Annotated in this window: 10 protein-coding genes; 7 read left to right on the plus strand and 3 right to left on the minus strand. The window is 65.7% G+C overall.

Annotated features, from left to right (window positions below; genetic code table 11):
- The first annotated feature begins 90 nt into the window (after positions 1–90).
- Positions 91–1,488 carry an amino acid permease gene (locus CTP10_RS01105; RefSeq protein ID WP_116316941.1) on the plus strand — a complete coding sequence of 466 codons (1,398 nt, stop codon included), beginning with the start codon at positions 91–93 and terminating at the stop codon, positions 1,486–1,488.
- A 3-nt stretch (positions 1,489–1,491) separates the two neighbouring features.
- On the opposite strand, the gene CTP10_RS01110 is transcribed toward CTP10_RS01105, so the two are convergent.
- A complete protein-coding gene (locus CTP10_RS01110) occupies positions 1,492–2,901 on the minus strand; it encodes an aminotransferase-like domain-containing protein (protein ID WP_116316942.1) in 1,410 nt (469 codons plus the stop codon).
- A 163-nt stretch (positions 2,902–3,064) separates the two neighbouring features.
- Between CTP10_RS01110 and CTP10_RS01115 the strand changes: the two genes are divergently transcribed.
- From CTP10_RS01115 to CTP10_RS01135, 5 genes are all read left to right on the plus strand, one after another.
- Positions 3,065–3,412 carry a DUF2917 domain-containing protein gene (locus CTP10_RS01115; protein WP_116316943.1) on the plus strand — a complete coding sequence of 116 codons (348 nt, stop codon included), beginning with the start codon at positions 3,065–3,067 and terminating at the stop codon, positions 3,410–3,412.
- 263 nt (positions 3,413–3,675) lie between these two features.
- Positions 3,676–6,966 (plus strand): fused isobutyryl-CoA mutase/GTPase IcmF, encoded by a 3,291-nt coding sequence (icmF, locus tag CTP10_RS01120; protein ID WP_116316944.1) that lies wholly within the window; start codon positions 3,676–3,678, stop codon positions 6,964–6,966.
- A gap of 155 nt (positions 6,967–7,121) precedes the next feature.
- On the plus strand, positions 7,122–7,559 hold the full coding sequence (locus CTP10_RS01125; protein ID WP_116316945.1) for an HIT family protein: 438 nt from the start codon (positions 7,122–7,124) through the stop codon (positions 7,557–7,559).
- 53 nt (positions 7,560–7,612) lie between these two features.
- Complete coding sequence (locus CTP10_RS01130; protein ID WP_116316946.1) at positions 7,613–8,467, plus strand: 3-hydroxybutyryl-CoA dehydrogenase; 855 nt, start codon at positions 7,613–7,615, stop codon at positions 8,465–8,467.
- Between the two features lie 220 nt (positions 8,468–8,687).
- Positions 8,688–9,020 carry a hypothetical protein gene (locus CTP10_RS01135; protein WP_116316947.1) on the plus strand — a complete coding sequence of 111 codons (333 nt, stop codon included), beginning with the start codon at positions 8,688–8,690 and terminating at the stop codon, positions 9,018–9,020.
- A gap of 27 nt (positions 9,021–9,047) precedes the next feature.
- Here CTP10_RS01135 and CTP10_RS01140 read toward each other — a convergent pair whose 3' ends face one another.
- Together CTP10_RS01140 and CTP10_RS01145 are read right to left on the minus strand one after the other, a co-directional pair.
- Positions 9,048–9,470 (minus strand): DUF3293 domain-containing protein, encoded by a 423-nt coding sequence (locus CTP10_RS01140; protein ID WP_116316948.1) that lies wholly within the window; start codon positions 9,468–9,470, stop codon positions 9,048–9,050.
- 2 nt (positions 9,471–9,472) lie between these two features.
- A complete protein-coding gene (locus tag CTP10_RS01145; protein WP_116316949.1) occupies positions 9,473–10,141 on the minus strand; it encodes a Crp/Fnr family transcriptional regulator in 669 nt (222 codons plus the stop codon).
- Between the two features lie 281 nt (positions 10,142–10,422).
- Here CTP10_RS01145 and CTP10_RS01150 point away from each other — a divergent pair, with 281 nt between their 5' ends.
- Entirely contained in the window at positions 10,423–12,381 is a 1,959-nt protein-coding gene (locus CTP10_RS01150) for an AMP-dependent synthetase/ligase (protein WP_116316950.1), read from the plus strand.
- Positions 12,382–12,402 lie beyond the last annotated feature (21 nt).

Raw genomic sequence — 12,402 nt, forward strand, 5'->3', positions numbered from 1 at the left:
GCGCAGTAAGGCAGGCGTAAACTAGCGCGCTTTTTCCGGGCCGCCGCCAATGCAGAAGCAGGCGCCCCGGCTACTGCTGCAGGAGTCTGAATGAGTTTGTTCCGCACCAAGGACATCGACGCGATGCTGGCTGTCGCGCGCGATGACGGCCTGAAAAAGGTGCTGGGTCCGGTCGACCTGGTGATGATGGGAATCGGCGCGATCATTGGCACCGGGATTTTCGTGCTGACCGGCACCGGCGCGCTGACCGCCGGGCCGGCGCTGACCGTGTCCTTCATCATTGCCGCGCTGGCGTGCGGCTTTGCCGCGTTGTGCTACGCGGAGTTCGCATCGGCCATCCCCGTATCGGGGTCGATCTATACCTACAGCTATGCCACGCTCGGCGAGATCGTCGCGTGGATGATCGGCTGGGACCTGCTGCTGGAGTACGGGCTGGCCACCTCGGCGGTGTCAGTGGGCTGGTCGGGCTACTTCCAGTCGCTGATGGCGGGCTTCGGGCTGAAGCTACCGGCGGCGCTGACCGCCGCGCCGGGCTCGGTGCCGGGCGTGGAGACCATGATCAACCTGCCGGCCTGCCTGATCATGCTGGCGATCACCTGGGTGGTGTCTTACGGCGTGCGCGAGTCCACGCGCATCAACAACCTGATGGTCGCGGTCAAGATCGGGGTGGTGCTGCTGTTTATCGCGGTCGGCGTCTGGCATGTGCAGCCGGCCAACTGGGAGCCGTTCGCGCCGTTCGGCTTCACGGGGATCTTCAATGCCGCGGCGCTGGTGTTCTTTGCCTTTATCGGCTTCGACGCGGTGACGTCGGCGGCGGAAGAAGTGCGCAACCCGCGCCGCGACCTGCCGATCGGCATCATCGGCTCGCTGGCGGTATGCACGGTGCTGTATGTCGTGGTGGCGGCGATCATGACCGGTATCGTGCCATTCGCCAAGTTCGCCGGCGTCGACCACCCGGTGTCGCTGGCGCTGCAGTACGCCGGGCAGAACTGGGTGGCGGGCTTTGTCGACCTGGGCGCGATCCTGGGCATGACCACGGTGATCCTGGTGATGACCTACGGCCAGACCCGTGTGATCTTCGCCATGTCGCGCGACGGGCTGCTGCCGGAACGGCTGTCGTCGGTGCACCCCGTGCACGCGACGCCTTACTTCGCCACCTGGACCGTGGGTCTTATCTTCGCGGCGATCGCCGGCTTCGTGCCGCTGAACGTGCTGGCCGAGCTGATCAATATCGGCACGCTGGCGGCTTTTACGCTGATCTCGGTGGCGGTGCTGGTGCTGCGCAAGACCCGTCCTGACCTGCCGCGCGCATTCCGCTGCCCGGGCGTGCCGGTGGTGCCGCTGCTGTCGATCGGCTTCTGCCTGTTCCTGATGGCGCACCTGCAGGCACTGACGTGGATTGCCTTCCTGGTGTGGCTGGCGCTGGGGCTGGTGATCTACTTCGCCTACGCGCGGCGCAACGCCGTGCTGCATAACCACGGCGGCTGAGCCTCAGCGCGTGCGGCGCTCCGCGGCCGCCTTCATGAAAGCCACCGCGCGCGGCTCGTTGGCATAGGCGGCGTTGATGCGGATCCAGGCCGAGGCCTCGCCGCCGGGCCGGAAGTAATTGCCCGGCGCCAGCGTCACGCCGTATTCCTCGCCCAGCGTCACCAGGTCGCGCGAATCCTCGATGAAGGGCGGCCGCGCCCACAGGAAGTTGCCGCCGGCCGGTTCGCAGAACACTTCCCAGCCGCAGCCGGTCAGCTGCCGTACCGCGTTGGCCGACGCCTCGCGCACGCGCAGGCGCAGCCGTTCGATGTATTTGCGATAGCCGCCGCGCTCCAGCAGCGCCGCGGTCACCGCTTCCGCGAAGTGCGAGCCGGCGACGCTGGTCAGCACCTTCACGTCGACCAGGTCCTTGATCAGCGCCTTGTCGGCCACCAGGTAGCCGATCCGCAGCGACGCCGACACCGTCTTGGAAAACCCGCCGATGTAGATCACGTGCTCGAGCTGGTCCAGCGTGGCCAGGCGGTCGGTGAAGTGCGTCTGGAAGTCCGAGAAGATATCGTCCTCGACAAAGCGGAAGCCGTGCCGGCGCGCCAGCTCCAGCAGCCGGAACGCGACCGGCGGCGCCAGCGTGGAGCCGGTGGGGTTCTGCAGCACGCTGTTGGTGAAGAACAGCTTGGGCTTGTGCTGGCGCAGCAGCGCCTCGCACGCATCGGGGTCCGGGCCGTGGGGCGTGTGCGGCACGCCCACCAGCTGCACGCCATGCAGCCGCAGCAGGCCGAACAGGTTGTAGTAGCCAGGATCCTCCACGAACACGGTATCGCCCGGCTTGAGCAGGTGGCGCACCACCAGGTCCAGCGCCTGGCTGGCGCCGCTGGTGATCAGCACCTGCGACAGTTCCGCCGCGATGCCGAGCTGGCGCACGCGCAGCAGCACCTGCCGGCGCAGTTCCGGGTGGCCAAGCGGCGTGGCGTAGTGGATCACGCTGTCGATCTCGGTACGCGAGACCGCGCGGATCGCCTGCTGCAGCCCTTCCACGTCGCGCCAGGTCTCGGGCACGAAGCCGCCGGCCAGCTTGAGCGTGCTGCTGGGGTGGTTGAACTGCTCCAGGATGTGGTCGGAAAGATCCTCCGCCAGGCTGGGATCCGACCAGCCACACGCCGAGCGCCCCGCGAGCGGGCTGTCCGCCACGTAGAAGCCCGACCCCTGCCGCGAATCCAGCAACCCCTGCGACACCAGCCGGTCATAGGCCTCGATCACGGGGAAGCGGCTGATGCCGTTTTCTGCCGCCAACTGGCGGATCGAAGGCAGTTTTGCCCCCGGCCGGGCCTCGCGGTTGCCGATCCACGACTTCACGCCATTGACGATCTGATCGGTCAGTGGAATTCCGGTGGAAGCATCTAAGATGAGTTTCATAGGCAGGCAGCCGGGGGAAACCGGAATACGCAACTGTCAGGGAAAACTACCGAACAGTTCATCGAAAACTGTTCACAACTGTACATGGGATTGTAGTGAGGGAGGCGAATAATGGAAGCGTGGCGGAGATAACGGAGACCGCCAGGCTGAAGAGGAATGCATCATGCGCGAACTACGGACTTTCGAACTGGACCAGCCCGGACAGCCAGTGAGCTGGCGCGCCGGTTACGGGCAGACCGTCTGCGCGGCGGCGGGCAGGCTGTGGGTGACGGTCGAGGGCAATCCCAACGATATCTGGCTGGAGCCGGGTGCCGAGCTGGCACTGCCGGAGGGCTACCGCGTGTGGCTGTCGGGCGATGGCGCGGAAGCGCGCTTCACGCTGGCGCAGACGCCGGCGCCGTGGTCGCTGCGGCGGCTTGGGGCGTGGGTGCGGGCGTTGCAGCATCGGGTGGAAGAGCATAGTACGGATGCGTTTGGGGAATGCCCGCGGATTTGGGCGTTGTGCCGGTGACCCGGCAGTCAATCCGGATGCAGCGCAAAGGCCACCGACAAGGTGGCCTTTTGTTTGCCCGTAGCCCGCAGACACCTACTCTATAAGGACACCGGCACCCCGCCTTCGGGGTTCCGCCTCATTGATTTACGTTAACGTCAACGTCATATAATCGACCAGCCCCAACCGCGGGGCGCAGCCCGCGCGTTTCCAGCCAAGCCGGCACAGAACGGCACCTCCGGCGGATGCCGCGGTCGCAGCCAACACCAGAAACGGTGGAGACAATGACCGACCTTTCCGATGTGCATGATGTGCGCCGCGGCGCGCCGCAGCCCAAGCCGGTCGTGCCGGGCCGCGGCCCGGCCAACAAGGTGCGCTTTGTCACGGCGGCGTCGCTGTTCGACGGCCATGACGCCTCGATCAACATCATGCGCCGCATCCTGCAGTCGCACGGCTGCGAGGTGATCCACCTGGGCCATAACCGCTCGGTCGAGGAAGTGGTCACCGCGGCCTTGCAGGAAGACGCGCAGGGCATTGCCATCTCCAGCTACCAGGGCGGCCACGTCGAATACTTCCAGTACATGGTCGACCTGCTGCGCGGCAAGGGCGGCGAGCACGTGCAGGTCTTCGGCGGCGGCGGTGGCGTGATCGTGCCGGACGAGATCCGCGAATTGCAGGCCTACGGCGTGGCGCGCATCTACAGCCCGGAAGACGGGCAACGCATGGGCCTGGCCGGCATGATTGCCGACATGGTGCAGCGCTGCGACATCGACCTGTCACGCTATGCGCCGGCCACGCTCGATCCCGTCGCCGGCGGTGACCGCCGTGCGCTGGCGCAGCTGATTACCGCGCTGGAAAACGGCAAGGCCGATCCCGCGCTGGTGCAGGCGATGCATGCGCAGGCGAACCAGGCCGCGATTCCCGTCCTTGGCATCACCGGCACCGGCGGCGCTGGCAAGTCGTCGCTGACCGACGAACTGATCCGCCGCTTCCGCCTCGACCAGCAGGATGCGCTGTCGATCGCCGTGATCTCGATCGACCCGTCGCGCCGCAAGTCCGGCGGCGCGCTGCTGGGCGACCGCATCCGCATGAACGCGATCAACCATCCCAGCATCTTCATGCGCTCGCTGGCCACGCGCGAGGCGGGCTCGGAGATCTCGCAGGCGCTGCCGGACGTGATCGCGGCATGCAAGGTGGCGGGCTTCGATCTCGTGATCGTGGAGACCTCGGGCATCGGGCAGGGCGATGCGGCGATCGTGCCGCACGTTGACCTGTCGCTGTACGTGATGACGCCGGAGTTCGGCGCGGCCAGCCAGCTCGAGAAGATCGACATGCTGGACTTCGCCAACTTCGTTGCCATCAACAAGTTCGACCGCAAGGGCGCGCAGGATGCGTGGCGCGACGTGGCCAAGCAGGTGCAGCGCAATCGCGAGCAATGGCACGGCAAGCCGGAAGACATGCCGGTGTACGGCACGCAGGCATCGCGCTTCAATGACGATGGCGTGACCATGCTGTACCAGGGTTTGCGCGAGGCGCTGGCCGAGCGCGGCTTGAAGTTGCGGCCCGGCACGCTGCCCGAGCTGTGGGGGCGCATTTCCACCGGGCGGAACGTGATCGTGCCGCCTGCGCGCAGCCGCTATCTGGCCGAACTGGCCGATACCTTGCGCGCCTACCACCGCCGCGTGGCCGGACAAAGCCGCCTGGCGCGCGAGCGCCAGCAGTTGCGTGAATCCAGCCGCATGCTGCAGGCCGCGCAGGGAGATGGCACCGCGCTCGATGCACTCGCCGCCGAACGCGACACTGCCCTCGGTCAGGTCGAGCGCAAGCTGCTGGCAATGTGGCCGCAGATGCGCGAGGCCTACAGCGGCGACGAATACGTGGTGAAGATCCGCGACAAGGAGATCCGCACCGGGCTCGTCACGACTACGTTGTCAGGCACCAAGGTGCGCAAGGTCGTACTGCCGCGCTTCGAGGACGACGGCGAAGTGCTGAAGTGGCTGATGCGCGAGAACGTGCCCGGCAGCTTCCCGTACACCGCCGGCGTGTTCGCCTTCAAGCGCGAGAACGAAGACCCGACGCGCATGTTCGCCGGCGAGGGCGACGCCTTCCGTACCAACCGCCGCTTCAAGCTGGTGTCGGAGGGCATGGATGCCAAGCGCCTGTCGACCGCTTTCGACTCGGTCACGCTGTACGGCGAGGACCCCCACGTGCGGCCCGATATCTACGGCAAGGTCGGCAACTCCGGGGTGTCGATCGCCACGCTCGACGACCTGAAGGTGCTGTACGACGGCTTCGACCTGACCAGTCCGTCGACGTCGGTGTCGATGACCATCAACGGCCCCGCGCCGACCATCCTGGCGATGTTCATGAACACCGCCATCGACCAGCAGCTTGACAAGTTCCGCGCCGACAACCAGCGCGAGCCCACCGCCGACGAAGAAGCCAAGATCCGCGCCTGGGTGCTGCAGAATGTGCGCGGCACGGTGCAGGCGGACATCCTCAAGGAAGACCAGGGCCAGAACACCTGCATCTTCTCCACCGAGTTTTCGCTCAAGGTGATGGGCGATATCCAGGAGTATTTTGTCCACCACCAGGTGCGCAACTTCTACTCGGTGTCGATCTCGGGCTACCACATCGCAGAGGCCGGCGCGAACCCGATCTCGCAGCTCGCCTTCACGCTTGCCAACGGCTTCACCTACGTGGAGGCGTACCTGGCGCGCGGCATGCATATCGACGACTTCGCGCCCAACCTGTCGTTCTTCTTCTCCAACGGCATGGACCCGGAGTACAGCGTGCTGGGCCGCGTCGCGCGCCGCATCTGGGCGGTGACGATGCGCGACAAGTACGGCGCCAACGAGCGCAGCCAGAAGCTCAAATACCACATCCAGACCTCGGGCCGCTCGCTGCACGCGCAGGAGATCGACTTCAACGATATCCGCACCACGCTGCAGGCGCTGATCGCGATCTACGACAACTGCAATTCGCTGCACACCAACGCCTACGACGAGGCCATCACCACGCCCACCGGCGAATCGGTGCGCCGCGCACTGGCGATCCAGCTGATCATCAACCGCGAGTGGGGCGTGGCCAGGTGCGAGAACCCCAACCAGGGCAGCTTCCTGATCGAGGAACTGACCGACCTGGTCGAAGAAGCGGTGCTGCAGGAGTTCGAACGCATCGCCGAGCGTGGCGGCGTGCTGGGCGCGATGGAGACCGGCTACCAGCGCGGCAAGATCCAGGAAGAATCGCTTTACTACGAGCAACTCAAGCACGACGGCACGCTGCCGCTCATCGGCGTGAACACCTTCCGCAACCCGGACGGCGACCCCGTCCCGCAGAAGCTGGAACTGGCGCGCTCCAGCGAGGCCGAGAAGCAGAGCCAGCTGGACCGCCTGCACGCGTTCCAGCAAGGCCATGCCGATGAGGCGCCGGCGATGCTGCAGCGGCTGCGCCAGGCGGTGATCGACAACCAGAACGTGTTCGCGGTGCTGATGGACGCGGTGCGGGTCTGCTCGCTGGGGCAGATCACGCACGCGCTGTTCGAGGTCGGCGGGCAATACCGGCGCAATATGTAGACCCCGATTCACGTAGTGCCGGGGTAGTGACCGGTAATCGCGCAGGGCGGCCGCAGTGAAGGGCCGCCCTGCGTTACACTCGAATGCTGCGCCGCACCCTGACCGCAACATAGCGCTGGCGGCAACAAATTCCGAGACAACCGCAAGACAAGACCATGGACAGCCAGTACAACCCGAACAATATCTTTGCCAAGATCCTGCGCGGCGAGATGCCGTGCATCAAGGTGTACGAGGACGATGACACCATCGCTTTCATGGACATCATGCCGCAGGCCGACGGCCATACGCTGGTGGTGCCCAAGGAAGCCGCGGTCAATCTCTTCGACCTGTCGGAGCAAGGCGCACAGGCGGCCATCGTGGCCACCCAGCGCGTGGCGCGCGCGGTGCGCGCGGCCTTCAGCCCCGACGGCATCTCGATCGGCCAGTTCAACGGCGCAGCGGCGGGCCAGACCGTGCCGCATATCCATTTCCATATCGTGCCGCGCTACAACGACCAGACGCTGCGCGGCCACGCGCGCGACATGCAGGAGCCGGAAGTGCTCAAGGGACATGCCGAACGCATCATCGCCGCGCTGGGCAAGCAGGCGGACTGAAACCAGGCATCCATCAGTAATCAGCAAGCAACCAGCAAACAGAGGAAGAGAAGATGGCAATCAGGACAGTAGGCATCGTCGGTGCCGGCACCATGGGCAATGGCATCGCCCAGGCCTGCGCGGTAGTGGGACTGAACGTGGTGATGGTCGACATCAGCGACGCTGCCGTGCAGAAGGGCGTGGCTACCGTGGCGGGCAGCCTGGACCGGCTGATCAAGAAGGAAAAGCTGACCGAGGCGCAGAAGGCCGACGCGCTGGCGCGCATCAAGGGCAGCACGTCGTATGACGAGCTCAAGGCCACCGACATCGTGATCGAGGCCGCTACCGAGAACTACGACCTGAAGGTCAAGATCCTCAAGCAGATCGACGACATCGTCGGCGAGAACGTGATCATCGCGTCGAACACCTCGTCGATCTCGATCACCAAGCTGGCTGCGGTGACCTCGCGCGCCGACCGCTTCATCGGCATGCACTTCTTCAACCCGGTGCCGGTCATGGCCCTGGTCGAACTGATCCGCGGCCTGCAGACCAGCGACACCACCCACGCCGACGTGGAAGCGCTGGCCAGGGAACTGGGCAAGTACCCGATCACGGTCAAGAACAGCCCGGGCTTCGTCGTCAACCGCATCCTGTGCCCGATGATCAATGAAGCGTTCTGCGTGCTGGGCGAAGGCCTGGCGTCGCCGGAAGAGATCGACGAGGGCATGAAGCTGGGCTGCAACCATCCGATCGGACCGCTGGCGCTGGCCGACATGATCGGCCTGGACACCATGCTGGCCGTGATGGAAGTGCTGTACACGGAATTCGCCGATCCGAAGTACCGCCCGGCGATGCTGATGCGCGAGATGGTGGCCGCTGGCTACCTGGGCCGCAAGACCGGTCGTGGCGTGTACGTCTACAGCAAGTAAGTCAGGCGGCGTTCGCCGCACTTGACTCGTTGCCCCATGCCGGGGTGACGCCAGTCATACCACCAGGGGCCGCCGCGTGCGGCCCTTGTGGTTTCGGGGTTGGCGACCCCTTCGCCAAATCCCGCTTACACGCCGTTATAAATGGAAACAATCCGCCGCATCCAGTAACAGGAATGCCGGGTACAGTGCACCCATTCCAATTACGACAAAACGAAACCCAATGCTGCCTCCGGTTCTTGTTGCCGCCCTGCTGGCGGGGGCGATGTCGCTGCTTGCCGCCCGCTCCGCCATGGCCCATGTTGATGTCGGCGTGCATATTGGCGCGCCGGTCTATGTTGCCCCTGCGCCGGTCTACGTGGCGCCGCCGCCGCCGGTGGTCTATGCGCCGCGTTATCACGGCTGGCATGGTGACCGCTACTGGGACGGCCGCCGCTGGTATGGGCGGCATGAGTGGCATGGGCACCGCCACCACCATCGCCACCATCGGCACCACCACCATCGCCACGGGCATGGACACGGCCACGGCCACGGCCATCACGGGCACCGCCACTGAGCGGCCGCAGGGGTGAGGTGCCGCCGCTCAGCGCAGCAGCACCAGCCGCGGCACCGCGTCGGCGCCGCTCCACACCACCGCGTTCTGGCCGTATTTCTTGCCCAGCAAGCGCGCATCCGCGAGCGACAGGCCCGGCACCAGATAGCTGGGCTCGGCCGGCCAGCCGTTGGCGGGATGCTCGCCGGCGGCCTGGATCGCACGCAATCCCATTTCCGCGACGTCCTGCGCCAGTGCCTGCTGGCGCGTTGCGTTGGTGTTGTCGTCGCAACGCTGGCTGAACGGATTGGCGGCGGTAATAAAGGCGCTGCACGTTACGCCAAGCAAGCTGTGCAGCGTTGCCAGCGGCGCGCAGGTTTGCTCGATCCGCAAGGTCATCGGCGCATCGCCCAGCACGCGGTAATGCGTCTCGCGATAGGCCCGCAGCGTGGCCGCGTCGATGACGGTGGCCACCGCTACTCCCCGTACTGCCGCAACCCGTCGAGGTCCAGCACTTCGATCACCCCGTAGTCGACCCGCACCAGCCGCTGTTGCTCCAGCACCTTCAACGCCTGGTTGGCGCGCTGGCGCGAAATGCCGGCGAGCAGGCCGATCTCTTCCTGCGAGATCTCCAGCGTCTTGCCGATGCCCGGATACAGGTGCTCATTGAACAGCGACGACACCGCGCGCGCCACGCGTGAATCGATGTCGAGAGAGCGTTCATATTCCACCGCCGCGATGAACTGCCCGAGGCGCTCGTTGAGCTGCGTCAGCAGGAAGCGCGTGAACGGCAGGCTGGTCTCCAGCAGCCACTGAAAAGTCTCGAGCGGCAGGAAGGCGATGGTCGAGCGGCGCAGCGCCATCACGTCGTACTTGCGGATCTCCGACTTGAGCACCGCGCCTTCGCCAAACCAGCCGCCGGTGGGCACGCCGGTAAAGGTCACCGACTTGCCCGACGGCGAGACCGTGGTGATCTTGACGATGCCCTCCAGCACGCCCATCCAGTGCTCGGCCCTGTCGCCCTTGTGGCAGACGTAGTCGCCCTGGCTGTATTCATGCACGCACATGGCACGGCGCACGCGCTCGCGCTGCTCGGGGCTCAGGTCTGCTGCCCACACGCAGCGGTCGACAAAATCGTTCAGCATGGCCTGCAGAAGCTCCGGTAGGGATTAACCCGGAATTGTCACCGGCGTGACAACCCGGGTGGTTGGCATGGGCTATCGTACGATCACAACGGAACCGCGGGTGCCAGAGAAGGGCACGCCGGGAAGGCAGAAGACGCTTCCCCCGGCCCCTCCAGACCAGGCACAGACGGGCTTGATGCGATGCGGCAGATGCCGCCGGGCAAAGCAAGCCAAGTATAACGACCGGACCGGCAGCTTGACACCGGGCGTGGACCCCCACGCCGGAGGGACAGGAGACAGCGATGCAGGAATCGTCGGCGACGACCTTCCCGCGATGGCTGCTGGCGCATGCCCAGCAGCGGCCGGAGCATCCGGCTCATCGCGAGAAGGATCTCGGCATCTGGCAGACATACAGCTGGGCCCAGGCGGCACAGCAAGTGAGGGCGCTGGCATGTGGTCTTGCCGCGCTCGGATTCAAGCGCGGGATGAACCTGGCAGTGGTTGGCGACAACCGCCCGCGGCTGTACTGGGCCATGACCGCGGCGCAGGCGCTGGGTGGCGTGCCGGTGCCGCTGTACCAGGACGCTATCGCCAACGAGATGGTGTACGTGCTCAACGATGCGGAGATCGAGTTCGCCATCGTCGAGGACCAGGAGCAGGTCGACAAGCTGCTTGAAGTCGAGGCGCAACTGGCCGCATCCGGCCGCGTCGTGCGCCATGTCATCTATGAAGACCCGCGCGGCCTGCGCGACTACGAGCATCCTTCGCTGATGTCGTATGAGCGGCTGCAGGAGCTGGGGCGCGAGTTCGACCAGGCGCATCCAGGCTTCTATGAGGAAGCGATTGCCGCGGGCCAGCCCGACGATACCGCGATCATCCTCTATACCTCCGGCACCACCGGCAAGCCCAAGGGCGTGTGCCATTCGCACGCGGGCCTGATTGGCTCTGCGCGCAATGGCTGCGCGTTCGACGGCCTGACCGCCAAGGACGATGTGCTGTCGTACCTGCCTATGGCATGGGTCGGCGACAACCTGTTCTCCTATGCGCAAGCGATGGTGGCGGGCTTCACGGTGAATTGCCCGGAGTCGCGCGAGACGGTGATGACCGACCTGCGCGAGATCGGCCCCACCTATTACTTTGCTCCGCCGCGCATCTATGAAGGCTTGCTGACGCAGGTCATGATCCGCATGGAAGATGCGGGCTGGATCAAGCGCAAGGTGTTCCACTGGGCGATGGACGTGGCGCGCCGCTGCGGCGCGGACATCCTCGACGGGCGCCCGGTGTCCGTCATGGAGCGCGCGCGCTATGCGCTGGGCGAAGCGCTGGTCTACGGCCCGCTGCGCAACGTGCTCGGCATGAGCCGCATCCGCGTGGGCTATACCGCCGGCGAGGCGATCGGGCCGGACCTGTTCCGCTTCTACCGCTCCATCGGCGTGAACCTGAAGCAGTTCTACGGCCAGACCGAGACTTGCGCCTACGTGTGCCTGCAGCCCGACGGGCAGGTCAAGTTCGATTCCGTGGGGCCGGCCGCGCCGGGCATGGAAATCCGCATCGCCGACAACGGCGAGGTGCTGGTGCGCGGCGTGGGCCTGCTCAAGTCCTACTACAAGCGCGACGACGCCACGCGCGAGGCCATCAACGACGAGGGCTACTTCATGACCGGCGATGCCGGCGTGATCGATGCCGACGGCCACCTGAAGATCATCGACCGTGCCAAGGACGTGGGCAAGCTCGCCGACGGCTCGATGTTCGCGCCCAAGTACATCGAGAACAAGCTCAAGTTCTTCCCGTACATCAAGGAAGCCGTGGCCTTCGGCAACGGCCGCGGCGAGGTCTGCGCGTTTATCAACATCGATTTCGAGGCAGTCGGCAACTGGGCCGAGCGCCGCCACCTGCCGTACGCGGGCTATGTCGACCTGGCCGCGCAGCCGGACGTGATCGAGATGATCGGCGAATGCGTGAACCAGGTGAACGCCGATCTCGCCAACGATCCCATGCTGGCCGGCTCGCAGGTCGCGCGCTTCCTGATCCTGCACAAGGAACTGGATCCCGACGACGACGAGCTGACGCGTACGCGCAAGGTGCGCCGCGGCTATATCGCCGAGAAATACGGCGTGCTGGTGGATGCGCTCTATGCGGGCAAGTCCGAGCAATTCATCGAGACGCGCGTCAAGTTCGAAGACGGACGCGAGGGCAGCGTGTCGGCCACGCTGAAGCTGGTCGACGCGAAGCGCCAGCCCCCGGCGGCGCGCGCGGCATAAGAGCATAGGGCGGAGGCATCA

Source organism: Cupriavidus sp. P-10, assembly GCF_003402535.2.
Classification (GTDB): Bacteria; Pseudomonadota; Gammaproteobacteria; order Burkholderiales; family Burkholderiaceae; genus Cupriavidus.

Excerpts from the sequence above, each read along its gene's own strand:
- CTP10_RS01105 (WP_116316941.1), top strand. The coding sequence starts at position 91 with ATGAGTTTGTTCCGCACCAAGGACATCGACGCGATGCTGGCTGTCGCG.
- CTP10_RS01110 (WP_116316942.1), bottom strand. The coding sequence starts at position 2,901 with ATGAAACTCATCTTAGATGCTTCCACCGGAATTCCACTGACCGATCAG.
- CTP10_RS01115 (WP_116316943.1), top strand. The coding sequence starts at position 3,065 with ATGCGCGAACTACGGACTTTCGAACTGGACCAGCCCGGACAGCCAGTG.
- icmF (WP_116316944.1), top strand. The coding sequence starts at position 3,676 with ATGACCGACCTTTCCGATGTGCATGATGTGCGCCGCGGCGCGCCGCAG.
- CTP10_RS01125 (WP_116316945.1), top strand. The coding sequence starts at position 7,122 with ATGGACAGCCAGTACAACCCGAACAATATCTTTGCCAAGATCCTGCGC.
- CTP10_RS01130 (WP_116316946.1), top strand. The coding sequence starts at position 7,613 with ATGGCAATCAGGACAGTAGGCATCGTCGGTGCCGGCACCATGGGCAAT.
- CTP10_RS01135 (WP_116316947.1), top strand. The coding sequence starts at position 8,688 with ATGCTGCCTCCGGTTCTTGTTGCCGCCCTGCTGGCGGGGGCGATGTCG.
- CTP10_RS01145 (WP_116316949.1), bottom strand. The coding sequence starts at position 10,141 with ATGCTGAACGATTTTGTCGACCGCTGCGTGTGGGCAGCAGACCTGAGC.
- CTP10_RS01150 (WP_116316950.1), top strand. The coding sequence starts at position 10,423 with ATGCAGGAATCGTCGGCGACGACCTTCCCGCGATGGCTGCTGGCGCAT.